This is a genomic window from Paenibacillus sp. OAS669 (assembly GCF_014873645.1).
GTDB lineage: Bacteria > Bacillota > Bacilli > Paenibacillales > NBRC-103111 > Paenibacillus_S > Paenibacillus_S vulneris.
Genome location: NZ_JADBDR010000005.1, coordinates 144,803 through 170,216 on the forward strand (window position 1 = coordinate 144,803; position 25,414 = coordinate 170,216).

The 25,414-nt window shown below is 51.7% G+C and carries 22 protein-coding genes; 1 reads left to right on the forward strand and 21 read right to left on the reverse strand.

Going from position 1 to position 25,414, the window contains the following annotated elements; genetic code table 11:
* Positions 1-2 precede the first annotated feature (2 nt).
* The 18 genes from GGC63_RS13170 to efeO all read right to left on the reverse strand — a co-directional run bounded on the left by GGC63_RS13170 (position 3) and on the right by efeO (position 16,329).
* Complete coding sequence (locus GGC63_RS13170) at positions 3-146, reverse strand: YqzL family protein (RefSeq protein WP_192702720.1); 144 nt, start codon at positions 144-146, stop codon at positions 3-5.
* A gap of 145 nt (positions 147-291) precedes the next feature.
* The gene (era, locus tag GGC63_RS13175) at positions 292-1,203 is read right to left on the reverse strand and encodes a GTPase Era (protein ID WP_192702721.1); all 912 of its coding nucleotides are present in this window, start codon (positions 1,201-1,203) and stop codon (positions 292-294) included.
* Between the two features lie 4 nt (positions 1,204-1,207).
* Positions 1,208-1,618 (reverse strand): cytidine deaminase, encoded by a 411-nt coding sequence (cdd, locus tag GGC63_RS13180; protein WP_192702722.1) that lies wholly within the window; start codon positions 1,616-1,618, stop codon positions 1,208-1,210.
* A 30-nt stretch (positions 1,619-1,648) separates the two neighbouring features.
* The gene (locus GGC63_RS13185; RefSeq protein WP_192702723.1) at positions 1,649-2,350 is read right to left on the reverse strand and encodes a diacylglycerol kinase; all 702 of its coding nucleotides are present in this window, start codon (positions 2,348-2,350) and stop codon (positions 1,649-1,651) included.
* Positions 2,347-2,901: an rRNA maturation RNase YbeY gene (ybeY, locus tag GGC63_RS13190; protein WP_192702724.1), complete on the reverse strand. Its 555-nt coding sequence runs from the start codon at positions 2,899-2,901 to the stop codon at positions 2,347-2,349. Before ybeY ends, GGC63_RS13185 begins: the two co-directional genes overlap by 4 nt.
* A gap of 4 nt (positions 2,902-2,905) precedes the next feature.
* Entirely contained in the window at positions 2,906-5,158 is a 2,253-nt protein-coding gene (locus GGC63_RS13195; RefSeq protein WP_079910542.1) for an HD family phosphohydrolase, read from the reverse strand.
* A 53-nt stretch (positions 5,159-5,211) separates the two neighbouring features.
* Positions 5,212-6,174, reverse strand: coding sequence for a PhoH family protein (locus GGC63_RS13200; protein WP_377739581.1), 963 nt, complete (start codon positions 6,172-6,174; stop codon positions 5,212-5,214).
* Positions 6,175-6,205: 31 nt separating this feature from the next.
* Positions 6,206-7,387 (reverse strand): sporulation protein YqfD, encoded by a 1,182-nt coding sequence (gene yqfD / locus GGC63_RS13205; RefSeq protein WP_192702725.1) that lies wholly within the window; start codon positions 7,385-7,387, stop codon positions 6,206-6,208.
* Between the two features lie 14 nt (positions 7,388-7,401).
* Positions 7,402-7,680: a sporulation protein YqfC gene (gene yqfC / locus GGC63_RS13210; RefSeq protein WP_192702726.1), complete on the reverse strand. Its 279-nt coding sequence runs from the start codon at positions 7,678-7,680 to the stop codon at positions 7,402-7,404.
* A gap of 249 nt (positions 7,681-7,929) precedes the next feature.
* Positions 7,930-8,439, reverse strand: a complete 510-nt coding sequence (locus GGC63_RS13215) for a hypothetical protein (RefSeq protein ID WP_192702727.1) — start codon at positions 8,437-8,439, stop codon at positions 7,930-7,932.
* Between the two features lie 36 nt (positions 8,440-8,475).
* Positions 8,476-9,465 (reverse strand): flotillin-like protein FloA, encoded by a 990-nt coding sequence (gene floA, locus GGC63_RS13220; protein WP_192702728.1) that lies wholly within the window; start codon positions 9,463-9,465, stop codon positions 8,476-8,478.
* Positions 9,466-9,523: 58 nt separating this feature from the next.
* Positions 9,524-10,918: an NfeD family protein gene (locus GGC63_RS13225; RefSeq protein WP_192702729.1), complete on the reverse strand. Its 1,395-nt coding sequence runs from the start codon at positions 10,916-10,918 to the stop codon at positions 9,524-9,526.
* A 156-nt stretch (positions 10,919-11,074) separates the two neighbouring features.
* Positions 11,075-11,518 (reverse strand): GatB/YqeY domain-containing protein, encoded by a 444-nt coding sequence (locus GGC63_RS13230; RefSeq protein WP_079910549.1) that lies wholly within the window; start codon positions 11,516-11,518, stop codon positions 11,075-11,077.
* A 12-nt stretch (positions 11,519-11,530) separates the two neighbouring features.
* Positions 11,531-11,704, reverse strand: a complete 174-nt coding sequence (gene rpsU / locus GGC63_RS13235) for a 30S ribosomal protein S21 (protein ID WP_010491812.1) — start codon at positions 11,702-11,704, stop codon at positions 11,531-11,533.
* A gap of 106 nt (positions 11,705-11,810) precedes the next feature.
* Complete coding sequence (locus GGC63_RS13240; protein ID WP_079910550.1) at positions 11,811-12,155, reverse strand: histidine triad nucleotide-binding protein; 345 nt, start codon at positions 12,153-12,155, stop codon at positions 11,811-11,813.
* Positions 12,156-12,313: 158 nt separating this feature from the next.
* Positions 12,314-14,113, reverse strand: coding sequence for an FTR1 family iron permease (locus tag GGC63_RS13245; protein ID WP_192702730.1), 1,800 nt, complete (start codon positions 14,111-14,113; stop codon positions 12,314-12,316).
* A 37-nt stretch (positions 14,114-14,150) separates the two neighbouring features.
* The gene (gene efeB / locus GGC63_RS13250; protein ID WP_192702731.1) at positions 14,151-15,452 is read right to left on the reverse strand and encodes an iron uptake transporter deferrochelatase/peroxidase subunit; all 1,302 of its coding nucleotides are present in this window, start codon (positions 15,450-15,452) and stop codon (positions 14,151-14,153) included.
* Between the two features lie 4 nt (positions 15,453-15,456).
* Complete coding sequence (gene efeO, locus GGC63_RS13255; RefSeq protein WP_192702732.1) at positions 15,457-16,329, reverse strand: iron uptake system protein EfeO; 873 nt, start codon at positions 16,327-16,329, stop codon at positions 15,457-15,459.
* Positions 16,330-16,565: 236 nt separating this feature from the next.
* Here efeO and GGC63_RS13260 point away from each other — a divergent pair, with 236 nt between their 5' ends.
* Complete coding sequence (locus tag GGC63_RS13260) at positions 16,566-18,521, forward strand: FAD-dependent oxidoreductase (RefSeq protein WP_192702733.1); 1,956 nt, start codon at positions 16,566-16,568, stop codon at positions 18,519-18,521.
* On the opposite strand, the gene GGC63_RS13265 is transcribed toward GGC63_RS13260, so the two are convergent.
* The 3 genes from GGC63_RS13265 to GGC63_RS13275 form a co-directional block, all read right to left on the reverse strand.
* Entirely contained in the window at positions 18,511-20,631 is a 2,121-nt protein-coding gene (locus tag GGC63_RS13265; protein ID WP_192702734.1) for a stalk domain-containing protein, read from the reverse strand. The two genes, GGC63_RS13260 and GGC63_RS13265, sit on opposite strands and share 11 nt — an antisense overlap.
* An 86-nt stretch (positions 20,632-20,717) precedes the next feature.
* Positions 20,718-24,176, reverse strand: a complete 3,459-nt coding sequence (locus GGC63_RS13270; protein ID WP_192702735.1) for an AAA family ATPase — start codon at positions 24,174-24,176, stop codon at positions 20,718-20,720.
* A 21-nt stretch (positions 24,177-24,197) separates the two neighbouring features.
* On the reverse strand, positions 24,198-25,361 hold the full coding sequence (locus GGC63_RS13275) for an exonuclease SbcCD subunit D (protein WP_192702736.1): 1,164 nt from the start codon (positions 25,359-25,361) through the stop codon (positions 24,198-24,200).
* Positions 25,362-25,414: the final 53 nt, after the last annotated feature.

Below are 25,414 nucleotides of genomic sequence, written 5' to 3' on the forward strand. Positions count from 1 at the left end.
AGCTACTGAATCTCGTCCGTTAATTCTGGAACATCTTGCTCCGGATTTTCTTCAGAAGCGCGCCTCTCACTGTCCATCTCTTTGTAAAGCAGATAAGCATCCACATCACCGGTCATTGAAAAATACTTCCACGAAAAATCTCTCATGTGCGTATCAATCCCCTCTCCTAAGAGCTTTCCAAGGAACGCTTGACGTTGTAATCAAAGACATTAGATGGACTGTTTTTGCCTACAAGATTAGGATGATACGAAATGGCCGGAAGTATCCCAAGTAATAACTGGCATGAAGAGCTTATTCGTTGCGGAAGCCAAGATCGCGCAGAACGCGCTCCTGATTGCGCCAGTCCTTCTTCACCTTCACCCACAGCTCGAGAAAGGTTTTGGAGCCGAGCAGCGCTTCAATGTCCTGCCGCGCCTTTTGGCCGACTTCCTTCAACAAAGCGCCCTTTTTCCCGATAATGATCCCCTTTTGCGAATCTCTCTCCACATAAATGACCGCCGAGATATGCACGACGCCGTTCTCCTCCACCTTCATGTCCTCAATGGCCACGGCAATAGAGTGCGGCACTTCCTCCCGGGTCAAATGCAATATTTTCTCCCGGATCAGCTCCGCGCAGACAAACTGCTCCGGATGGTCCGTCACTTGATCGGCCGGATAATATTGAGGGCCTTCCGGCAAATATTTGACTATCTGCTCCAGCAGTGTATTAACGTTATTGCCCTGCTTGGCCGATATCGGCACGATCTCGGCGAAAGGATACAGATCCTTATATTCCGTAATGACCGGCAGAAGCTCCTCCGGCTGCACCTGATCGATTTTATTCATAACTAGAATGACCGGCGTTTTGATTCTTTTTAGATTTTCGATAATAAAGCGGTCTCCTCCGCCAATACCTTCCACTACATCGATAAGGAAAAGAACGGCGTCGACTTCGCTAAGCGAGCTCTCCGCGATTTTCATCATATAATCGCCCAGCTTGGATTGCGGCTTGTGAATGCCGGGAGTATCCAGGAATACAATTTGCGAATCATTGGTCGTGTATACACCATGAATTTTATTTCTGGTTGTTTGCGGCTTGTCGGACATGATGGCGATCTTCTGCCCGATAACATGGTTCATCAAGGTCGATTTTCCTACATTAGGACGGCCGATAATGGCTACAAAGCCGGATTTAAACGCTTTTTTGCTGGATGCTGATGTCATTCGATTAAGTTCCTCCATTAAGATCATTCATTGTAAATGCCCCGGGCAGCAGCTGGGCAACGGTCGTTTCTTGAATCTCTCCACGCAGGTTAGCCATATAGACTGGCATATCGGGAGGGCAAAGCTCGATTAGAACTTGACGGCATACGCCGCAAGGAGTAATAGGTCCAGGCGTATCTCCTATAACCGCTATGGCCTGGAAGGAACGCGGCTCCTCTCCATCGGCTATGGCGCGGAACAATGCGGTTCTTTCCGCACAGTTCGTCGGGCCGTAGGCCGCATTCTCCACATTGCAGCCAAGATGCACCCGTCCATGCTGATCCAGCAGGGCGCTGCCGACTTTGAAATGCGAATAGGGCACGTAGGCTTTCTCCATAGCCTGCTTCGCTAATGCTACCAAAGCTTGTCGATCCATAGGTATCATCCCCGTCCGAGAAATGGAATGTTATATATTCATCAAATAGTAAGCAAGAGCAGACACAAACCCTCCGATAACAGCTCCCAGCAGCAGTGAAGCAAAGCCTCTGCCGCGCTTATCGTATAATACCATCATAACCACAATAGCCAGTAAATACGCCAGAAGCGCTATAAAAGTAACGCTGGTATAACAGGTAATAAAGGTTGCAATGGCGAAAGCGACCGCCGATAACAGACTAGGCTGGACCCAGCTCCCTCTGCGTGAAAATCTTGTCTCCACAACAATAACCGTCAGCATGACCAGACATAGCAAGATCCATATGGAGCCAGCGGACAAAACATGCCCCTCCACGTTCTTGGCTTCGCGGAACAACCGGTCGATCGGTTCGTAAAAAACGACCATGCCTACGATAGCGGCAAAAGCCGCAGACACCAGTACGGAGGCTGCGGCCACATCCTTGGCTATTTTGGCCAGCGGATGACGGTCCGGCATGGCAAGATCGACCGTTTTTTCTATTGCCGTATTAATAAGCTCCGTAACGATCATCATCGTCACGGCCATCAGCAGAAACAAGATTTCCAGCTTATGCAGATGGAAGAACAAGGCCATCAGCAGCACGACGAAAGCGGCAAAAAAATGAAACTTCATATTGCGCTGCGTAGATAAGGCATATTTCACTCCTTCATACGCGAACCGAAAGCTTCTATGCCACTTCACCTTCGGTCTCACCGGACAAGACCCGCCTGCTGCAAAATGTGCTCCTGCTTTCCAAACATCACTTTCTCTTCTTCCTCGCTTTGATGGTCGTAACCGATGAGGTGAAGGAAGCCGTGCACGAATAAAAATCCAAGCTCCCGTTCTACGGAATGACCATATTCCTCGCTTTGCGCGATGGCTCTTGGCACGGAAATGATGATGTCGCCAAGCGGTTCCTCGAATTCCTCTTCGTCGTCTTCTGCCGAATCGGTCTCTTCATCGAGCCGTTTGACGTCCTCAAGATCGCTCTCCGAGAAATCCTCTTCATCGAATATGATCTCGATCTCATCGTCGCCCATTTCCTGCATGGCGAAGGAAAGCACATCCGTCGGCTTGTCAAGATTGCGATACTCTTTATTCAAACGCTGAATTTCTGCATCATCGACGAAGGTTAAAGCTACCTCTCCGTCCGACACATTCTCGGATTGGCCTGCAAGCACCATTAGCTCGCGAAGCTTCGCAATCAGCTCATCCGAGATAGCGAATTCCTCTTGCTCGTTGTTCCATTCCAATCGCAGACTCATACGTCTAGCTCCTTTTCACCTGCTTAGCCTCTTCATTCTGATTCGTCCCCGGAAGATCGCTCGGGTATTCAATTCTCGAATGAAAGATGCCAAGCAGCGTTTCGTTCAAAGTTTTGGCTACTTGATCCAGCTCTTTTATCGTCAAATCGCATTCGTTAAATTGACCGTCGTCCAAACGGTTTTTAATGATTTTGCGGACCATGCTGTCAATTTGCTCCAGGGTCGGGTTGCGGAGCGACCGCACCGCCGCCTCCAGTGAATCCGCAATCCCTACGATAGCGGCTTCCTTGGATTGAGCTTTCGGTCCGGGATACCGGAAATCCTCTTCTTCCACCGGCTTCGGATCGTTACTCGCCTCTGCGAGCTTCTTGGCCTTGTGATAGAAATATTGCAGCAGCGTTGTTCCATGATGCTGTTCGGCAATGTCCCGAATCGGCTTGGGAATGTTGTACTCCTTCAACATCTCCACCCCGTCCCTGGCGTGGGCGACGATGATGGATTTACTTAATGCGGGATCCATCTTGTCATGCGGATTTTCCATATGGTTCTGGTTCTCGATAAAGTAATTCGGGCGCTTGGTCTTGCCGATATCATGATAGTAAGCGCCGACTCTGCACAAGAGTCCGTCCGCTCCGATGGATACGGCAGCCGCTTCGGCCAGATTGCCGACCATAATGCTGTGATGGTAGGTCCCCGGCGTCTCCGTCAGCAGCTTGCGCAGCAGCGGATGATTCGGGTTCGACAGCTCCACCAGCTTAAGTGGTGACAAGATGCCGAATGCAGCCTCGAAGAACGGCAGCAGCCCGATGACGAAAACGGCTGTGAGCAAGCCGCCGCCTACGACGAACGAAAGGGCGAACAGCATGCCCTTCTTTGTCTCATGATCGTCGATCAACAGAAGGGAGCCAATAAGCGCTATTCCGAGCAGCGAGACGATCATGCCCGCTTTCAGGACGGATGCCCTTTGGCTTGCCCGCTGGATCGAGAAGATCGCCGCGAACGAGGTAGCGAGCGTCAGTAACCCGTACCGGAAATCAAACGGCTGGAGATGGTCTGTGTTAAAGATCACACTCGCCATAACGCTGAATACAACGGTTGCAACAAATGCCAGATTCACATCCAGCAAAATCGTTATCAGCATAGCTCCCATAGCCGTAGGAGCAAGAAACCCGATGTACGGATAATCCAAATTTTGTACGAGGGAAAACAGCTTCATTCCCAAAATATTGATAAGAAAAATAAGAACAAGCATCAGCAGCTGGACATTATTATGACTCACGGCCAACGTACTCTGTTTGACGAACATAAAGATTACGAGACCGAACAGCACGACCAGCAGCAGCAGTCCTATTTTGGGCCAGTAGCTGGACTCGTCCTTCAGCATTTCCAGGCTGCTCAGCCGCTGATAGATTTCCTCAGTAATCACGGCGCCCTTTTTGACAAGGACCTCGTTTTTATTAATGAACACCGGTTTCACATTATCACGCGCATGGCCTTTAGCTTCATCGGTTCCCTTTTGATCAAAAAACTTGTTTGGGGTAATGGAAGCCCGGACGAGCTCCAGCACCATCTCCCTCGATGTGCTTTTGGTCAGGGTTGACGTGTTCACCAGCTCGGCGACTTTCGCTCTTGCGGTCTGCGCGTCCATAATCTGATCGTTCATCAGCCTGGTTGCAATATCTTTGGCCACCGGCTCCATGGCCGTAAGATCTTCCTTGGACACGCGAGGCATCTTGTAATACGTCTCTTCGGGAATGCGATACTGCTGCTCGCGTATTATTTTGCGCATTTCCTGAAGCAGCATCTCGTTATACTGGCCGCTGTCCATATAGGTCTTGATCTGTTTTTCCACGTGATCGTCGATAAGATTCGGGATCACCGTTTTGAAAATATTGACTTTATCTCCGAGCGTAACTTCGGTATCGGCATTAATCTGCTGCAGCTTCTCGAATATCGCTTCCATCAGAATTTCGTTCTTCAGTCCGACGATGCGGTACACGGGCTGTACCTTTTGCGCCGCATCCTCCTTAGCCTGCTCAGTTGCAATAGCATTTTCAATGGCCCGGGGGGCCAGAATATCCTTTTCTGCCGTAGATCCTACTTGAATGTCGTACGTTTGTGGGATCAATTTCCCCATTAAAGCCATATAAAACATGACCGTTAGCACTAAAAACAGAAGAAAGCGCACAAGGGCGCTGTATTTCCAGCCGGCAAGCTTGTAATGGAACTTGCCCTGGATTGAAACCTGGTTCTTCATCTCGAAAGGTCATCCCTTTCACAGCTCTCCCACTATGGTTTTCATGAAACGAGCTATTTTTCTTTATCCTCTTGGTAAGCAACAATGATCCTCTGAACCAATGAGTGTCTCACGACATCCGCTTCGGCAAACTCGATAAATCCGATTTCCTCGATCTGTCTTAAAATGCGGTGCGCTTCCACCAAACCGGACGACTTCCCTCTTGGCAGGTCGATCTGGGTTACATCTCCTGTAATGACCATCTTCGAGCCAAACCCGAGACGGGTCAAAAACATCTTCATCTGCTCGGGAGTCGTATTCTGCGCTTCGTCCAAAATAATAAAGGAATCATCCAGCGTTCTGCCGCGCATATAGGCGAGCGGAGCGATTTCAATAAGGCCTCTTTCGAGCGACTTAATCACCTGCTCAGGGCCCAGCACGTCATTAAGAGCATCATACAATGGACGTAAGTAAGGGTCAACCTTTTCTTGCAGATCCCCTGGCAAAAAACCAAGGCTTTCGCCGGCTTCTACCGCAGGACGCGTTAGAACAATTCGTTTGACCTTGCCTTCCTTCAACGCCGAAACGGCTAGCACGACGGCAATATAGGTTTTTCCTGTACCTGCAGGTCCGATTCCGAAGACAATATCCTTTTGCTTAATGGTCGACACATACTGCTTCTGCCCAATCGTTTTGACACGGATAGGCTTCCCTTTGTGCGTTGTAGCTATTTCTCCTTTGAACAGATCCAGCAGCTGGTCCGCTTTCATCTGCTTGGACAGCTCCAGCGCATAATGAATATCCCGTTCGCTTAAGATGTAATTATTGCGAACTAGCTCAAGCAGCACTTCAAACAGCTGCTGCAGCGATTCCGTTTCGGCTGCAGGCCCCTGGATAACGATTTCTTCCTCGCGCGATTGAATTCTGGCATCGGTTTGCTGCTCGATCAGATGCAGAAACTTGTCCTGCGGACCAAACAAAGCCAATCCCTCCGCCGTGTTTTTCAGTGATACTTTCACAATACGTGCATTGTCGATCAACAGGCCTCTTCTCCTTCAAGCGAACACGTTATGGAATAATAGGTTGCTCTTGAGTGATAGATTCTTCTACTTCCAAATGTACTTCCATATAAACTTTACCATTCTCCGTCTTTTCATGCAAAATTTTTTCATTGACGACCTTGGCATCCGGTCCGGCCGACGCTAAAATTTCCTTCTTTGCCTCTTCGATCCCCAGGTCCCTGGCAACCTGCGGATCCAATGCTTTCTCCATTACATGGACCTGCATAACCTTCTCATTCAGCCAGCCGATCGGCAGATTATACGTTCCGATTTGCAGCGTCTTTCTCACCGGAATCGTTTCAAATTGCTCGAACCCCGTCTTTCCGTATCCCGTCAGCTGCAGCGCGCGATTGCCGAAGACCAGATAGGAACGCTCCTTGACCTCTCCGGTATATACTTTATACTGCTGAACCAAAGGAACCTCCACCTTGGGCGAATACCATACCAATCCCCTGACCTCTCCGGATGCCACTACGGTCTGGCGGTTGACCTCGTCCCCCAAAATACCGGATATGAGGATGTCTCCTTTTTTTACATACGTATTCGCCTTAACTAGCGGCCTTCCTTTTTCTGCCAATATGTAAGTCACCATCCCGCTTTTGGATGCGACCAAATGTCTAGGATTAAGCAGCGGCTGTTTATCGGGCACCGTGGCCTCGACCACTTTGATAATAATATGGGTGCCATGGACCTCCACTCCGACCCATGCGGTTCCTGGCAGCTTGCTTTGCATCGCTCTTGACATGACATCGGGGTTTTTCAGTCTGTATTTCCATTGCAGCTTGTAAATGCCTTGCTCCTTGGCTGCTTCAAGCACCTGCTGCGTACTGATCAGCTCATTGCCCTCTACCCGAACCTGCCAGATGACGGAGGACAGCATGTACAACCCGATGACGAAACCGATGATGCCAATGGCAAATATTTTTCTTTTCTCCAGTTTGTCCAACAAAAAAGGAAGGCCATGCCTCGTGCGGACATGCACCCGGCAGCCTGTCTCCTTCAAGAGCGGACGAAGTCGGAAATAATCCTTCACAACGATGAACATCTCGGCATGTGTCTCGTCCACTATCCGGATGTCCCAAACCGGCATCTTCTTTTCAGACAAAGCATTGATCAGCCTTTCAAGCTGTCCGCCCCTGACTTCAATCAGCACATAACCGCGCAGCGATAAGAGAAAAGATGATTTCACTGTCAGACACCTCTTTACGGGATAAATTTGACGTCTTCTATAACCCCTTCAATAAAGACTTCCTCGGTTAAAATAGCCCGGATCACCAGCTGCTTGCCGCGGACCTCCAGGCTTCCTTTGTTCAGCGCTAATCGCATCAGCTCGTTGGAAAAATGCAAGACGCCCCGGTGATTTTCTATATAGAGCTGCATGTTGCCAATAAGAGTCATCCGGGGAAGATCCAGAACAACGTCCTGGGGAAGGTCCAGCAGCTTGGCGGTGATTTGGTTGAATTTACGAGTCAGACTGCGCATACGATTCCCCCTCAGAGTTGTGTTCCATTTGCATTGCGGCTCAGTTTACCGCCCTTATATAAGCACAGGCTATTTACACCATATGCTGGAAATCAGCCGATTATGAAGAGAGGCGGAACTTTTAAGGAGATATCCTTTCGCTTTCTTAGGATCGGCGGCATATCCTTTGGGAGCATAGCAGCTGCCCTTACAAAAAAAAAGCACCGCTCCAACTTCGGGTTGGAAAACGGTGCTTCGAAGCTTATTTTATTACTTACGGAACGGCTTCTTGGCTCTGGGAGGGCCAAGAATTTCAGCCCAGATGATCCCTTGAGCCAACTGTTCTGCTGACGGCTGGCCCGGTGTTATAGGCTTTTCGGATGTAAAAGGCTGCCGGGAGGACCGGTTGGCGGATCCTGACGCTGTCTTCCTGCTATGTTCCAGAGGAGAGTTATTCCAGTAATCCGTCGTTTCCGGGCCTTCAGAGGCCGCATGAGCCGGTTTCGGCTGTTCCTGGAGCTGTGGATTCACAGGTCTCCCGAATGGTTCAGAACGCGGTTTAACGTCTTTATTTTGTGTGACCGTTTGCTTTCTCGTTCTCCCCCATCCGGTGCCAGCGGCCCCTCCTCCGGCAAACGGAGGCATTCCTTGCTTCGGAGCGGCCGGTTTGTCGGGATTATTCTGCGTTTTGGACTTGAACATCTTGCCGATATTGCTCAAAACAATAAAAGCAATGACCACTAAAAACCAGTTGTTGAGAATGAGCTGGATGAGCTTCATGTAAGCACACTCCTTTGGCGGTTCATACCGGAGGCGTTATTCCCGGTCATCTTGCTTGCCGCCGTCATTCATTTTTCCCAAGGAGGAGCGCATTTGCGTATCGGCGTCGATATTCTTCAAATTCATATAATCCATTACGCCCATCTGTCCGCTGCGAAGCGCCTCCGCCATCGCCAGCGGCACTTGCGATTCGGATTCAACCACCTTGGCTTTCATTTCAACGACCTTAGCCTTCATCTCCTGCTCTTGAGCAACAGCCATTGCACGGCGCTCCTCCGCTTTCGCCTGGGCGATTCGCTTGTCTGCCTCCGCCTGTTCGGTCTGCAGATGGGCACCGATATTTTTACCGACATCCACATCGGCAATATCAATGGACAATATTTCAAAAGCCGTACCGGCATCAAGTCCCTTGCCCAGTACCGTTCTCGAAATCAGATCCGGATTTTCAAGCACGTCTTTATGGGAATTCGACGAACCTACGGTCGTTACAATTCCTTCGCCGACACGGGCGATGATCGTTTCCTCTCCGGCGCCCCCGACCAAGCGATCGATGTTAGCGCGCACGGTAACTCTTGCAATAACTTTGACTTCAATCCCGTCCTTGGCTACGGCAGACACCGTAGGCGTTTCGATGACTCGAGGGTTAACGCTCATTTGAACCGCTTGAAGCACGTCACGTCCGGCCAAATCGATAGCTGCCGCACGTTCGAACTCGAGGTGAATATTGGCACGATGGGCAGCAATTAATGCATTGACAACCCGGTCTACGTTACCGCCGGCAAGGAAGTGGCTTTCCAACTGATTGATCGTGACGTCAATCCCCGCCTTGGTCGCCTTAATCATTGGATTTACGATACGGCTAGGTATTACGCGGCGAAGCCGCATAGCCACAAGGGTAATAATCCCGATGCGCACGCCGGATGCTAATGCGGAAATCCATAGCATGATCGGAAAAAAGCTTAAAAACACGGACAGCGCTATAATAATTATCGCTGCTATTAACAATACGAAAACGATAGAGTTCATGTTTGAACCTCCTCAGAGTTTTTTGCGCCAGCAACTGGCTTTGACACAGGAAATTTCGTTAGTGCAGGACTTCATTAACCTCCCGAACCACTACCCGGGATCCTTCCACCTGGACGATGACGACCTGCTTATTCAGCGGGATGAACTCCCCGGAAGTCACGACATCGACGCGTTCATCTCCGACATAAATCGTACCTGACGGACGAAGGGGCGTGATAGAAGTGCCGGTTTTGCCCAGCAGATCCGTACGTTCTACCGTCGGTGTATAGCCTTTCTCCTTGGTCAGCTCCTCCCGCAGGATAAAACGATTCCACACTCCCCTATGCTTAAAGATTCGGACGACAATCGCTACGACAATAACGGCAAGAACGAAGGCTACGGATAAATGAAGCGCAGCCTGCTTGGTATTGTAGGCGGCCATGACGACGCCGCTGAATAGACAGGCGATGCCGAGTATCCCCAAAATCCCGAAGCTGGATACGAATATCTCAATGATCAGGAGCACCACACCGATGATGAAGAGAGCGATATCCTCCACCCCCGCAAATCCGACAATATAATGTCCGAAGAAATAAAGACCAAATCCAAGAAGCCCTATAATTCCTGGCAATCCAAACCCGGGAACGAACAGCTCGATGGCTACGCCTGCGATGCCGATGAACAGCAGCAGAATGGATATGCCGGGCTGCGTTAAAAAGCGTGAGAACGATTCCGCAGCAGTAGGCTCCAAATGCAGAACCGGATGGTCGGCAGCTCCGATAAACCGGATAACCTCATCCAAATTATTGGCTATGCTTTCCGCATACCCTACCTTCACTGCTTCGTCGGCGGTCAACGAAACGAGCTGCCCCTTAGGTACCGTCCGGTTGATCGATTTCATTTCAACTCCGGCATTTTTATCCACCATCGCTTCGGCTATCTGCGGGTCACGCCCTCTTAGTTCCGCTGCGGAACGCATTTGGCTAGCCCAATGGGCGATCACTTTTACATTGCCGACCTCCGCTCCGGAAGCATCTACAACAGCAGCCGCACCCATCGTACTGCCTGGCTCCATGACGATTTTGCTTGCATTTAAGGCAATGTAGCTGCCAGCAGAGACAGCCCTTCCATGAACATAGGCTATCGTCGGCACCTTGCTGTTGCGAATCATCTCCCCAATATCCTCAGCCGAATCTACCCTGCCTCCCAGCGTATCAATATCGAGAATAATGAACATGGCCCGCGAGTCTTCAGCTTCTTTCATAGCCCGCTCAAGAAACTTTTGCAGGCCGGTCTCAATCGTCTGATGTACCGGAATGACTGCGACCGGGGCAGACTTTGCAACCGATGACGAACCAGAAGCCGGATTGCTGTCAACGGCGAATGCAGTTCCCAATGGCAGCAGCAAGAGAAACGCCAAGAGTAGCAGCAAACAGGATCTTGCCAGCCATGATCCAGGCTTAGCGTTCAACATCTGAATGACCTCCTTCAACCATTTTCCAAATCACATACATTCCTTACGTAAAGCATAGCCGATTCGATTCAAACTTGCAAAATTTTCCTCACTTTTTCCAGCTGTAATTCCCAAAAAGAAAAAGACACCCCTGTAACAGGAGTGTCTCTCATCATACTATGATAATAGTTGTTGAACGGCTTGATTGACAATTTTGCCATCAGCCCGTCCTTTCACCTTAGGCATTAAAGCACCCATGACTTTTCCCATATCCGCTTTAGAAGAAGCACCCACTTCTTGGATGGTCTGCTGTACAATGGCTTTTACTTCTTCCTCAGATAACTGTTGCGGTAAGTACTCCATCAGAATTTCTATCTCTGCCTTAACGGTTTCGGCCAAATCATCACGACCGGCCTTTTCAAATTCTTGGAGGGAATCTTTGCGCTGTTTGATCTCGCGACTCAGAACATCAAGTACTTCCTGGTCATCTAAGGTTTTACGCTGATCTATCTCAATATTCTTGATAGCTGCACGAACCATACGGATTACGGTTAGTTTGAACTTGTCCTGGCTCTTCATCGCAAGCTTCATATCTTCGTTTAATCTATCGCTTAAGCTCATCGATTAAGCCTCCTAGAACTTTCTCTTACGAGCAGCCTCTGATTTCTTCTTGCGTTTCACACTTGGCTTCTCATAATGCTTGCGTTTTTTAACCTCCGCTAGTACGCCATCTTTTGCGATGGAGCGCTTAAAGCGGCGAAGTGCAGCATCTATAGTTTCATTTTTGCGAACTCGAGTTTCTGACACCAGTTTTCCCTCCCTCCGAACAGACCGTCCAAGACGAAAAAAGCGTTCATCAAATTTCATTATATGGTATACATAAACTAGGTGTCAACCTAAGGAATAAGATTCTTTACTTAGCGTTGAGCGGGCCTAATTTCTCACCTGCAAGCAGGTGATAATGAATATGAAAAACAACTTGTCCTCCGTCCTTGCCGCAGTTATTAATGAGACGATAACCGCTATCCGCCACACCTTCCTGCTTGGCAATTTCTTGGGCGGCACGATGAATTTCTCCGATCAAACCCCAGTCGCCGGGTTCAACATCGTTCATGGTTGCGATGTGTTTCTTGGGTATAATCAAGATATGTACCGGGGCAGCAGGCTGAATATCGTGAAATGCCACGACATGCTCGTTTTCATACACCTTTTTGGAAGGAATCGTTCCCTCTACAATTTTACAAAAAATACATTCCATGACGGGTTGTCCTCCCAGCTACTTAAACTATGACCGTTTCATTTTTACCTATAATACTATACCTAATTTTCAGCAAAAAAGAAACTCTGCATACAAAGAATTTGCAAAGTTTCTTGAAGATTTTGGACAGCAGCTCTTTAAAGCGGCTGTAAGACTCGTTATGCCGGATTCGAACCCAGCGGATTGGGGTCCTCTCCCCTCTTACGGCCGAGACGGACGGCCTGATACAGGATAAAGGCAAGAACCAATAACTGCGGAGCTGCTGTCTCCCATGTCGGATATACCCCAAGCCAGCCCCAGGATGGAATAAAGCCAGGTACATGCGAAGAGAGTTTCCCCGCCACTTGAAGAGAGTGAATGCTTTCCCCGAGAAATTTGATAACTAGATAATAAATCAAAACGGTAGCTGCGAGGAAGAATGCACGGACCGGAAGCTTTATGCTGCCCTTTACTATAATATAGCCAAGAATAGCTAACAGCAGAATGGCCCCTGCAATGCCCGCAAGCAGCTGTCCAGGTTGGATAGCCGGAGCCATGCCGATGTAAAAGATGGTCGTTTCGGCACCCTCGCGAAGTATCGATAGGCAGGATACAACGAATAAAGACCACAGATTGCCGGTCGCCAGCGCAACACCGACCTGCTTCTCAATGTAACGGTTCCACGCATGGACCTGCGACTTTTTATGCAGCCAGACGCCGACCGTCAGCATTAACAGGACAGAAACGAGTCCGGTAATGCCCTCCAGCATTTCGCGTGTGCTGCCGGCTGCGACATTAGCGATCATGTAGTTTAGCAGAACGGCCAAGCCGCCGCTCAGCAGCAACCCTGCCGCCGCTCCGCACCAAATCCATTTTTGCTTGGCGGCATTGCCCGTTTTATGAAGAAAAGCCGCCAGGGCCGCAAGCACTAATAAAGCTTCGACGCCTTCACGAAGCAAAACGAGTCCGGCATCCCAGGCTGAATAACTGGTTTGCACGGCAAATGGCGCAAGCTCCTGCTGCATCGTTTGGATGATGGAGCCGGCTTCTGCTATCTGCGGCGGATTGGACAGCAGCCTGCTCAAAGCCTCCGTCATTTCATTCTCTACCTTAGTATACAGATCAGGTGCTTTGGTTCGAACGGCGCCTTCAACAGACGGCCATAAAGTAATGAAGCTCTGCATTTGTGCGGCCGCTTCCGTCGCATTACCCGAGCTGATGCCAGCTGCCGCCTTATTCAGGATCACCAATCCGTCCGCGACGCTCTGTTTGCCCGATGCCGGCGAAGATACGGATAAGGAACCGTTGACATAGTCGTTGATAGTTTGAATTAAATCTTGAATGCCTGCCGCTGCGGCTTCAGATCTTGGAGGATCTGCTTGCACGGAAACTCTGGCCATCGTTGTTTTTGTTTCGATCTGACCGTATATTTGGTCATTGTCCGCACGGATCGCATTTTCCGCTTTGGCCCATAGGCTGGTGAATTGCTTGAAGCTGCTTTGCGCTTTAGCCCAGTCATTATGGCCGATTTCAGTCAAGCATTGCTGAAGGATGGGCAGTAAGGTCTTCGCCGCTTTCTTGCCATCGCCTTTATCCGCCGTCTTATCCAGATCGGCTACATAGCCCCCCGTCGCTTTAGCCAGCTTGGATACTGCAGGGTATACAGCATCCGGCTTGTTCGCCGCATCCTTTAGAGCTTGCTTCGCTTCTGTCAGTGCAGAAGCTACATTATCGTATAGAGCTGACTTGGGAGCCTGAAGCTGCTTCCACTGTTCTTCAAAAAGGTCCAATTCCTTGGCTGCTTCCCCCCATTGCCGATCTCCGGATTCCACCAGCGCTCCGCCTACAAGAGGCATCAGCTTCTCAAGAGCCGCGTCCGACTCAGCTGCCCATCCCTTCCCGGCAAACGGAACGAAAAGAAGGAAGGCGATCATTAACCAACCGACCCACTTCTTCCTATTGACTTGTCTTTGCCTCATTAGTTCTCCGTCCTCTCAAGCGGTATTCCATTACTGTTCATAATAAACCTTCTCCAATATACCCTCCTTGACGGACGCCCGGAAAACAGGCGAACGAAGCGCTTCCCATATGAAAAATATACTCATTGAGTGCATCATTCTTGGCCAAACGCTGCTGAATCGGAATAAATTGTTTCCGCGGATCACGATTGAAGCAAATAAAAAAGAGCCCTGCATCCAATTGACCTGTCTGTTTGTCGATGCCGCTGGAGTAAGAATAGGAACGCCGTAATATTTTTTCTTTATTTTCGCCATGAGCTAGCCGTACGTGAGCATTTGCGGGAATTACGGGCTTTCCGTCCGCGTTTTTGGCATCCAGCTTCAGGGGATCAAATTCGTTGCTCTGGCCCAGAGGAGCCCCGCTGCTCCGATAACGTCCGAACGTAGCTTCTTGATCGCTAAGGGTAGAACGATCCCAAACCTCGATACGCATACGAATACGCCGCACCGCCATATAAGTGCCATTTTGCATCCAGGATGGTCCATCGGACGGTTGCACCCAGACCAGATCATTCATCAGCTTGCTATCCCGTACGTCCGGATTTCCCGTCCCGTCTTTAAAGCCTAGGAGATTTCTTGGGGTTTCTTGGATATTGGCCGCCGTCGCCGACCGCTGAAACCCTTCCTGCGTCCATCTCAGCACAGCCGTCCCGCGAGCTATACGGGCTAAATTGCGAATAGCGTGAAATGCCACCTGCATGTCATCCGCACAGACTTGAACGCCAATGTCACCGCCGCACCACTCTTCGCGTAATCGTTCGCCCGCAAATTTTGGGAAATCCACGAACGCTTCCGGACGTTTTGATGCCAATCCGAATCTTTCGTCGAACATCGAAGGCCCCACGCCAAAAGTAATCGTCAGCTGATTGGCATTCAGCCCAACCGCTTCCCCCGTATCTTCGGGAGGAAGACTCGGCTGGTCATTATGAGAGCCGACCATTCGTCCCTCTGCCATATTCGCCGAAGCCTCGGTCCAAGCCCGAAACAGCTTCGTTACATCGGAGGCCTGTTTGGTAGTTAAATCGAAGGCGGCAAAGCAAAGGAAATTTTGTGCAGGAGTTAAGATCCCCGCTTGGTATTGATCATAAAAAGGGATGGTGGAATGACTTCCGTCCGTAGCTGCGGAAGCTGATTTGGAAGCCTTCCCAGTTCCAGTTAGCAAGCCTCCGACACCAACGCCGACGGAACCGAGCAGCAGTCCGATTCCTCCCGCTCCCGCCATTTTAAGAATATCCCTCCGGCTTACCGTTGACTTACTGTCGGGTGAATGTTCCTGATCCTGCTTCGTCATGTCTTCCATCGGGCTACGCTCCCAACAATTTGCCCATATTGGAAAGCGGCTCAGCCAAGGCATCAATAGACTGGCTCAGCTTCTTCACTTCGTCGGGCTTAAGCTCGGTATACAATATATAACCGTTATCCTTTTTGTACGGGACAAGCAGAGATGTTAGCTCTTTAAACCGGTCATCGATGGTTTTAGCTAAGGCCGCATCTTTTTTCTGAAGCTCCGGCTTCAAGATTTCAAATATTTTACTAGCGCCTTCCACATTCGCTGCAAAGTCATACAAGTCCGTATGGGAATAACGTTCTTCCTCTCCGGTTACTTTGGTTGCCGATACCTCATTAAGCAGCTCTACTGCCCCGGTAACCAGCATATTGGCGTCGATTTCCACCGTTTCTACCTTTGCTCTTAACAGCTTGCTGTTTTTGAGCAGCTCGTCGGCGGCTTCCTCTTGACCCTTGGTCGTCTTGTCCTGCCACAGCGCTTTTTCAAGCTTGTGGAAACCTTTCCACTCCTTAGGGTCTACGTCATCCTCGCGGGCATCAATATCCGGGTCAAGATCACCCAACGCCTCGGCAATCGGCTCGATTCTCTCATAGTACATCCGTGCAGGTGCATACAGCGCCTGGCTTTTCGCCAAATCTCCGGCTTTCACCGCAGCGACAAAATCGCCGGTTTGCTTGACGAATAAATCGCACTGCTCGATCACAAATTTGCGGTACTGTTCCACCTCAGACTTCAACGCTGCGCTGTCTGAAGCAGGAGCTGCCTGGTTAGACGTATTGTTAGCTGCTGGCGCCGGGGAAGGCTGCACGCTCGCTTTATTAGCTCCGCATCCGGTAAATACTAAGGTAGAGGAGAGGAGAATTGCTGAAACAACATTACGGGTCATCATTATAATAGGACATCTCCTTATATCGTTTATAAAAAACAATAGATATTGATAATCATTCTCAAATAAATTATCACAGTTCATCCTGTTTTTCAATTGTTTTTTGATGTACATAAAGACTCCCTTCCCTAGCGCAAACTAAAAGTTCAAACCATTCATTTCATAGGCTTTTTCACTTATAGACTCATAGTCTAATTTTAGGTATAATGAAGCCGAAAAGACTTGTGAGGTGGGTCGGAATGAACCGGTTGATGCGATCGGCAACGAGAAAGAAGCGGGAATACATGATTGAGGTTGCCCTTCGATTGTTCATAGAGCATGGCTATGAGCAAGTTTCCGTAGATGACATCATCGCGGCTACGAACACGTCAAAAGGAACCTTTTATCATTATTTTAAAGGGAAGGATGAGATTTTGCGGGAAATTTACCGCAAGCAAATCCATACAATCAGCGAATGGGCCGTAAAGAAACCGTCCCAAGTCCAATCCTTGGAAGGACATATAAACAGACTCTTTTTAGACTTGGCGTCGAATATTCAGGCTTATCCCAGGCTGGTACGCAGTTTAATCGCCTTGTCACTGCAAAATGAGTCGGTCAAAAACATTGAAGACGAACAATTTCAGCTGTTGTACGATCGGCTGCTTTATTGGCTTCCAGAGCCGAATAAAGTTAGGCTGCTCATTACCGCATACAGAGGAACGTTGTGGATGTGGTGCTCTCAAGAGGAAATGGACTTACCTGATTTAATGCGCAGCAACCTGGCGTGGGTTTGGTCAGGTCTACGTTTGGAACAACAAGAATCATCCATCTCGGTAGAAACGAGGCAAGCAGGGCCGGAAGCGGCATGGCTTGCGCATAGCGCTAAGGAGGAAAAGAAGATGAGAATCGCAATTATTGGAGGCGGATTGGCCGGCTTGACGGCTGCCGCTTATTTGTCGGAGCAGCCTGGAGTCGAAGGCATCTTATTCGAGAGAAGTCCGCAGCTGGGCGGCCGCGCGTTCACGTACGAGAAAGCAGGCTTCACGTTAAATTATGGAGCCCATGCCATCTATGGTATCGATCGTCATGAAATTTCAACGATGGAGCGTGAGCTTGGTCTTTCCTTCAGCTCCAAGCAGGTGGACAAACGCAGAGTTATGTATGCGAAGCATGATCAATTAACGCCTGCTCCACTTGATTTCGTCAACCTGATGCGGACCGAATTGTTAAACACGATGCAAAAGGTGCGCTTCGTTGGGGAAATCACTGCGATTATTGCCCATATCCACAATGTTAAAAATTATGAAACGCTAGGCGACTATCTGGCTCATTCCGATGCCGACGAGGATGTCAAGGAGCTGTGGGAGCATCTGGTATGCTCCAACTTCTTTATTACTCCGGAGGAAGCCCGCAAGGTTCCGGGTCCGGTCATCAGCGAATATTATCATAACCTGTTCCTGTCCAGCCGTCCGGTAAACTATATCTTGGGAAGCTGGGCCGTTATTACAAATCAGCTGCGGCAAAAAATCGAAATTTCCGGCCGCTGGGAATTGGCGCTCCAGGAAGGCGTTGAGTCCATTCAATATGCGGACCGAAAATACCAGTTGAAAACGAAAAACCGCGAAGAGTGCTTCGATCGCGTCATCTTCGCGATGCCTGTCCAGCAAACATGCAAGCTTCTCAAAGGCACACCTTGGGAACCGTTCCTGGCTCCTTATGAAAACAATACCGCAACCGAGGTTATGGTGTACGATATCGGCCTGAAACGCGTCGTCGCCAGTCCATTCTCCTACATTAGCGATATGGACAATAAGCTGTTCATCAGCGACGTATCGGCAACGGACCATACGTTGGTTCCTGAAGGCGGTCAGCTGCTGCAAGGGATTGCCTACTTAAGCGACAGCTTCGCGGACGAACAGGAGCGTAAAGATTATTTGGAAAAGAAAACGAAGCAAATGGAAGACCTGTTCGATCATTACTACCCAGGCTGGCGGGATGAGACCGCAGTGAAGCGTGTTTCCAAAAAAGCGATGGTAGCCAGTGTGAAAAACATCGTAACGAACGAGCTGCTACCTACTCGTTTGGATCATGTACCGTTTTATTTCTGCGGAGATGGTTGTGTCGGAAAAGGCGAGCTGGCGGAGAGAGCATTTTCAAGTGCGCGGCTGGTTGCGAAATCGATTATTGAGGATTTAAAAGTGCCGGCTAAAGTATAGAGGATATCATTTGACCGATAAAAGAAAGCGCGGCTTGGACAATGAGCCCCGCAGTCCATAGCAGCTTGGAAAACCAACCCGATTCTTGAACAGAATCGGGTTGTTGTGTTTCCTTAGGCTTTTGCTCTATGGAAGGATTATGAAAGGCGGTCTTAGCCCCTGAGGATTTAATTGTTACGGTTCGAGTTGCCCCATCCCAGCTAAGCTGTCCTCCGAACGCCTCACCGATAAATCGGGCAGGCACCATCGTGTAGCCGTTAACCAGCTGTGCTGGTGCTTCCAGTTGAACGGCCTGCCCGTTTTTCCAGGCTTGCCGGTCCCCAATTTTCAGAGAAACTGTCATATCCCCTTTGCGTCCTGTTGCCGTCTGCGTCTTCTCATCCCAAGTCACGTCAGCACCCATCGCTTCGAAGATAGCCCTTAGCGGCACCAATGTATTACCGTCCCGTATCACAGGCGGCTGTTCGTAATGCTGCCGCTGCCCGTTCAACTCAACGGTAATCTGGGAGGATAAGGCAAACGATTTGGATGCGACCTTCGTTCCGCTTCGATTGTATACCGTGAGCTGAAGATTCGATCCTTCAGGCACTTGTCCGGCTTTCAATTCGATCCCGAAAGGAGGGTTCGTCTGGGACTCAATGATCTCCCCGTTGATCGAATATTCGATTTTTCCGATATAAATATCAGGAATTTTGACCCAAGGCGTGATTTTCGTTTTGATCGCAAAGGTGTCAGAACCCCCCAGCTTCACATGGCCGATGCCGTCCGATGGTTTGGCTCCCTGCTCTACCTTGGATAAATAAAACGGGGAGGCGATCATCCGGCTGTACAAGCTTTTCATCTGCTCGTTGGCTCCGAGCAAATAGTTATTCTGCGATTCGCGGTTTTTCAGATCCACATTAAAATAGGTGATCGATTTCAGGCGCGGGTACTTAAGCGGCATGATCTCATATAACCGGTGCAAATTCAGCAGACCGTAATCTGTAAACGATTCTTGCGGAATGTGGGCATAGTGGGAAACGGCCGTTTCACTGATCATGAGAGGCTTCCGGTCCGAATAAGTCTTATACAAGTAGTCCAGCCTCTCGATCGGACTCGTTGCCTGCATATTCGCCTGCTTGGGGTCGCCGTTCTCATAAGGCTCCGTATACATACTGACACCGACCCAGTCCACATAATCATCCCCTGGATAATAGACATCCATCGAGTAGGCCGGAACATCGCCGGGACTCCAAACCATGGCCACATTAGGGGCTTCTTCGGCCATCACATCATGGACAAGCCGAAACTTTTCTATATACTTCGCCGGATCGCCATGCCATACGACCCAATCTCCGTTCATTTCGCTGGCATAGCGAAGGAAAATAGGGATGCCGGACGCTTTGGCCGCACGCGCCCACTGACGCAGGTAGGCGTCATCCTGGAGCGAATCGAGCCCCTTGGATGGCTCCCAAGCGATCTGCAAGGCCGCTCCCGCTTCCTTGGCTCTTACGGCATACTGCTGGGGAAAAGGATTCCCTACCTGTGCGTATGCCAAGTACAGGGCATGATTTTTCCCGTACAGGGATTTCGATTTGGTGAACTGATTTTGCATCGCAGGGTCCTGCTCGGAGTACATGCCGATATACATGCCGTACTCCGGCTCGAATTTGGCCAGCTTGCCGTTCTTCGGAGCCCCCTGCTGCCGCAAAAGCTCCGTATCGTCCGTGGACATGTACACGTCCAGAATCGTCCTTATCTGCTCGGCGCGCTGAAGGTCGACGGCTCCCCAATCCTTGCCGTATAAGAGCCAATATTGATTTTCCAGCTCATAATAGCGAATGGCATTGTCATAATCGCGGATGCTGTCAAAATATTCGTCCAGCTTGCCGCTGAAGAGCGCGGCACTCTGCCAATCCTCGATGGATGCATAGTGGTCGACCAAAAATTCCCAATGAGGCACCGCTTCATCCGGGCGGCCGGCGCTCACGGCGGCTTCAGCGGCCTTCCAGCGATCCCATATCGGGTCGGCATGCGCCGGGGATGCTCCCAGCCACAAGCCGCAAGCCATCGTTACCGCAAGCAAGCCTTTGATCCACCGGGTTAGTACTTTAGGTGTAGCAGCAGCCATGTTCTTCTCCCCTCTCTCGCTGCCTGTAACCGGCTGCGAGTGGACCGTCGATTTTATCCATAATGAATCTATTTACGTATAAATGCCTATAAGGTTTCTAAATAGACGCTGCTTCCTTTGCCCCCGGGCTCGGCAGGCTGTACGACCAACCGGCGCGGTAGACGGGCTCGAAGCTCGGGAACGTGGCTGATGACCCCTACCGTCAGCTTATCGTAATGCAGCTTCTCCAGCGCAACAATGACCGTCTCCAGCAAATCCTGATCCAACGTGCCGAATCCTTCGTCGAGGAAGAAAAATTCCAGAGGATATTGCCCCTTCAGCTGGATTTGTGCAGATAAGGCCAGGGCCAGCGATAACGATGTGAGGAAGGTTTCTCCGCCAGATAACGTGGAAACCGGTCTCTTCACGCCTCCGTTAGAGTCGTCCCGAATGATAAAGCCGCCGGAGGAATCGACTTCAATGGCATACTTTTGTCGTGTGAGCTGTCCTAGACGCTCGGATGCCGCACGGCTTACCTGCATCAGCTGCTCTTCAGCCAAAAATTCGACGAAGGCATTGCCCCGCAGCACCGACTGCAGCTTGCTGAGCAGCGTCAGCTCGCTCTGCTTGACCAACCGCCTGGATTCCAGCTCGCTCCACCTTGCATGCTTGGCTTGGATGGATTCCCAGTCCCGTTCCGCCTTTGCCTTAGCCTGAAGCGCTGCTTCATCGAGCCGCTTGCATTCGGCAAGCTCGGACTCCATCGTTGCCCACTGCTCCTCTGTAATGCTGCGTCCGGCCAGCTGCCCGGCCAATTGGGCTTCTTGAGTCCTTAGCTGATGCTCCAGCTTGCTGTAGGCTTCTACCTCCGAGCTCCAGGCTTGCTTGTTATCGTCGGAAATTAATGCGGAGATGACTTCCTCCGGTGAAGCAAAGCTATGCAGAGCGGCTTGACGCTTCCACTCCTCCTCCGCTTGCTCCGCCTGCTCCGCCGCATTCTGGACCGCCTTGCAGGCCGCTGCATAGGCTTGTGCGGCTTGCTGTCCGGCCAGCTGGGACGACTCATGTTCCAGCTTCGTCCGATCATTGGCAAGCCTTAGTCCATCCAGTTGCTTGGAAGCAGCCTCCATTTGGGATTGAATGTCCCCGCTGCCTGCCCATTCCGTCAGCTTAGCGGCTTTCTCCTCCACCTGCTGATGAACGCTTTTCCATTCCGTCTTCCATTGAACGCTCTGGCGGTCCAGCTCGTTCATTCGCTGCTGAATCACGCTGATCGCAAGCAGCTTTTCGTCTATAAAGCCTACGCTCTTGTCCAGCCGCTGGCGGATGTCCTCCGCCTGCTGCAGGCTCTTGCGCTGGCGCTCTGCAGCCGCTTCGACTTGCTCATAATCGATATCGGAAAACTTGCGTTTCCATGAATCCGTCAATTCGCTGACGGTTTGCTGGAGCTTCTCCGTTTTTTGCCGGACCCCGGCCGACAGTGTATGTAAGGTCTGCTGCTTGGAACGCAGCTCTCCGCTCATCCGATCCAGGCTTCCCCTGAGCTGCAGCAGCTCCTGAAGCCTCATCTGCAGCAGCTGATATTGCTTGTTAGCCTCCGTCAGACCGTTCTCGGCCTGCTGAAAATCCTCCTTCAGCTGCTGCTCAGCCACAGATCGATCGACCACCGTGCAGGACCGTTCCCGTTCGGATCGCAGTTCCCATGCCTCAATGGCTGCAGCCGCTTCGGCCAACGCTTCGTTCGCCTGCAGCTGCGGAAGCATGGACCTCCACTGCTGTACGACATGGTTCAAGCTCAAGCTCAGCTGGCTTGCCGCCAGCTGCTGCTGCCTCACCTGAAGCAGCAAGTGCTCAAGCCGGGCAATCGCGGCCTCGGTATCGGAGCCTGTCTCCGCTTCATGCTCGTGAAGCGAATTGGGAGCCGGATGATGCGTCGAACCGCATACCGGGCATGGATCTCCGCTCTCCAGCTTGGCGGCTAATGCAGCCGCCATGGCTTTCAGCTCGGCTTCGCGTCCCGCAGCCTTGAATTCGCCGATTAATCCCGGGATAGCCTCCGTAATCCCGGTCAGGCTATCCTCATGACCGCTTACTGCCGAGTAGATCTCGGACATATCCTGAAGCCAGGCAGACAAGTCTTGTCCCCATTGGCTCTCTTTGCTTTGTAATTCAGCTTGCTCCTGCGCGATAGCTTGCAGCCCGGCCTCGTGGCGCTCGCGCTCCGCACGCTGCTCTTCAAGCTGCTGACGCCATTGCTCGATCGTCCGCTTCTCCTGCAGCGCCTCCTGCAGGCGCTCCCGGATCCCGCTCGGCACCTCCACCAGCGCAAGCTCCGCCTTCAGGTCAGCTTGGCGCTTGACGGCCTTGTCGCGAAGTTCCTGCTCCCGCAGAAGCTGCTCGCGCGCTTCGGCAAGAGCAGCCTCCGTCTGCGCGTCCTTCGCAGCGAGCCTGGCGAGCGCTTCGCGCTGCTGCTCCAGCTCTGCCGCGAGCGCCTGCGCCTGCTGCAGCTTGTCGAGCCGCAGCAGCAGCGGCGCCTCCTGTGCAGCGAGCGCCTCGCGCGCGGCGGCATGCGCAGCCTGCGCTTGCTCCAGCGCGGCCTGCGCGCTCTGCAGCGCCGCTTCGGCGGCCGCAGCCGCGTCGCTATCGCGGGCCAGCCGCGCCAGCGCCTGCTCGCGCTGCCGCGCGTACGGCTGCGCGAGCTCCGCTTGCGCGGCGCGGGCGAGCTGCGCCTGCAGCGCGAGCACGTGCGGCGCGCGGGCGGCGTGCTGCTCGCGCTGCACGCGCACGGCCGCGAGCTCCTGCTGCAGCTCGCGCACGCGGCGCTGCTCGGCTGCGCGCGCCTCGCAGGCGGCAAGCTGCTCGCGCAGCCGCTGTGCAGCCTGCGCCGCCGCTTCGAGCGCGGCCGCCGCGGCATCCAGCGCCGGCTGCGACGCATCGCCGAGCCCCTGCTGCTCGGCGGTGATCTCCTTGATCGCTATATCCGTTTCCTTATAGCGGGCGGCTGTCTTGGCGCTCAGCTGGTCGCCATACGGCTCCAGATGAAACAACCGCTGCAGCATTTGTCTCCGTTCGCTGCCCTTTAATGCGAGAAACTCCGCAAATTTGCCTTGCGGAAGCACAACCGCTCTCGTGAAGTCCTGCATCGACAAGCCCAAAATATCCTGGACCTGCTGATTGACTTCTCCCGCTTTATCCGCCAGGACGACCGTCTCCCCATCCTGATAGCGGATAAGCCGGCTTACGGTATTGTTAACGGAAACTTCCCCGCCTCTCTTGAATTGGCGGTCTACTCTGTAGCGCTGCGCCCCGGAAGCATGCCCCAGCTCGAACGTAAACGAGACGCTGAGAGCCTGCTCCGCATGGTTCATAATGCCCTGCGTCCCGTTCGCAGCCCTCTCCACCTTGCCGAACAACGCCAAGGTCATGGCATCGAGAATGGTCGATTTGCCGCTTCCCGTCGGTCCGAAAATCCCGAACACGCCCGCATCGCATAGCGCCGTAAAATCAATCTCCTGTACCTCGCGGTAGCTCTGTAAGCCTGCCATTTGAAGGTATATCGGCCTCAAAAATGTTAACCTCCTTTCGTCTTATCCCTGCGGAGCATCCAACAGCTCCATAAACAGCTTCACCAACTCAGCCTCCGGCTCGGCTCCGCCTGTTTGTCTCGCATAGTAACGGCGGAACAGCTCATCCATCGGCATACTGCGCATTGAAACAGAAGAAACCGCTGCCGCTTCCATCTCCGGATAGATCGGGCGTATATTGACAATCCCTTCGTGAGCCTTGCGCAGCAAATGGATTTGCTCCATCGACATCGCCTCGGTCATATGGATTTCCAGATCAATCCAGGCCCTTGCGTCCTTTCCTTCCTCCAGCCACGCATGCACCTGTGCCAATCCGTCTTCCGCTCTCCAACGCGTCAGCGGTCGGCCGCAGGTCAAGAACAGCTCCTCCAGCTTTGGCGCTTCACCCGGCTTCACGTCCAGCACCGTGACCGATTTGGCCTGTCCCGCTTCCGAGAAGCTGTACGCCAAAGGCGATCCGCTGTACCGCATTAGCGATGGAGCTTTAATGGTCTGCGGTCTGTGCAGATGACCGAGTGCGACATACTGCGCACCGACAGCCAGCGCCGCCGTATCTACCGTATAGGCGCCTCCTACCTGGATGGGCCGTTCCGATTCGCTCTCCGCACCGCCAAGGACATAAATATGGCTCATCAGCACATTGACCGTATCGTTCCTGTAATGCTTCGCCTGCTGTGCCGCAATATATTTGACCCGGTCCGAGTATGCTGCCCTCAGCAGCTCTTCCTCCACCTGTTCGGACAGCAGCTCCTTAAGACGCGATTCCGAAGGATAAGGCAATGAAAATAAGCAAGCCTGTTCTCCTGTTCTTGCAATATCAATACGCTCGATCCGGTCCTCAGGCAGCCCTGCGAGCCTAACTCCCAGCTTTTGCGCCAAGGGGGCCGCCGCAGCCAAACGGTCCGGATGATCGTGGTTGCCTGCAATAACGGCAACTGGCCTGTTGCCGTTGTCCGCCAGCCGGGCCAATGCGTCGTAAAACAACTGCTCCGCCGCTGCCGGCGGATTGACGGAATCATATACGTCGCCTGCGATCAGCACCAGGTCAATCGATTGATCCTTCACCAGCTGTGACAGCTCCTCTACGAAGGCTTCCTGCTCCTCCAACCGGCTCCTTCCTTCCAGCTGCCGCCCAAAATGCCAATCAGCCGTATGCAATATCCGCATCGAAGCCCCTCCCTTCCGGCATGTATGCCTGACTGTATCCTAAATAAAGTCCA

What these genes read in the sequence shown, in the direction of transcription:
- GGC63_RS13170 (WP_192702720.1), bottom strand. Translation starts at nt 146, where the DNA reads ATGAGAGATTTTTCGTGGAAGTATTTTTCAATGACCGGTGATGTGGAT.
- era (WP_192702721.1), bottom strand. Translation starts at nt 1,203, where the DNA reads ATGACATCAGCATCCAGCAAAAAAGCGTTTAAATCCGGCTTTGTAGCC.
- cdd (WP_192702722.1), bottom strand. Translation starts at nt 1,618, where the DNA reads ATGGATCGACAAGCTTTGGTAGCATTAGCGAAGCAGGCTATGGAGAAA.
- ybeY (WP_192702724.1), bottom strand. Translation starts at nt 2,901, where the DNA reads ATGAGTCTGCGATTGGAATGGAACAACGAGCAAGAGGAATTCGCTATC.
- GGC63_RS13195 (WP_079910542.1), bottom strand. Translation starts at nt 5,158, where the DNA reads ATGAAGAACCAGGTTTCAATCCAGGGCAAGTTCCATTACAAGCTTGCC.
- yqfC (WP_192702726.1), bottom strand. Translation starts at nt 7,680, where the DNA reads ATGCGCAGTCTGACTCGTAAATTCAACCAAATCACCGCCAAGCTGCTG.
- GGC63_RS13215 (WP_192702727.1), bottom strand. Translation starts at nt 8,439, where the DNA reads ATGAAGCTCATCCAGCTCATTCTCAACAACTGGTTTTTAGTGGTCATT.
- floA (WP_192702728.1), bottom strand. Translation starts at nt 9,465, where the DNA reads ATGAACTCTATCGTTTTCGTATTGTTAATAGCAGCGATAATTATTATA.
- GGC63_RS13225 (WP_192702729.1), bottom strand. Translation starts at nt 10,918, where the DNA reads ATGTTGAACGCTAAGCCTGGATCATGGCTGGCAAGATCCTGTTTGCTG.
- GGC63_RS13230 (WP_079910549.1), bottom strand. Translation starts at nt 11,518, where the DNA reads ATGAGCTTAAGCGATAGATTAAACGAAGATATGAAGCTTGCGATGAAG.
- GGC63_RS13240 (WP_079910550.1), bottom strand. Translation starts at nt 12,155, where the DNA reads ATGGAATGTATTTTTTGTAAAATTGTAGAGGGAACGATTCCTTCCAAA.
- GGC63_RS13245 (WP_192702730.1), bottom strand. Translation starts at nt 14,113, where the DNA reads ATGAGGCAAAGACAAGTCAATAGGAAGAAGTGGGTCGGTTGGTTAATG.
- efeB (WP_192702731.1), bottom strand. Translation starts at nt 15,452, where the DNA reads ATGGAAGACATGACGAAGCAGGATCAGGAACATTCACCCGACAGTAAG.
- efeO (WP_192702732.1), bottom strand. Translation starts at nt 16,329, where the DNA reads ATGATGACCCGTAATGTTGTTTCAGCAATTCTCCTCTCCTCTACCTTA.
- GGC63_RS13260 (WP_192702733.1), top strand. Translation starts at nt 16,566, where the DNA reads ATGAACCGGTTGATGCGATCGGCAACGAGAAAGAAGCGGGAATACATG.
- GGC63_RS13265 (WP_192702734.1), bottom strand. Translation starts at nt 20,631, where the DNA reads ATGGCTGCTGCTACACCTAAAGTACTAACCCGGTGGATCAAAGGCTTG.
- GGC63_RS13275 (WP_192702736.1), bottom strand. Translation starts at nt 25,361, where the DNA reads ATGCGGATATTGCATACGGCTGATTGGCATTTTGGGCGGCAGCTGGAA.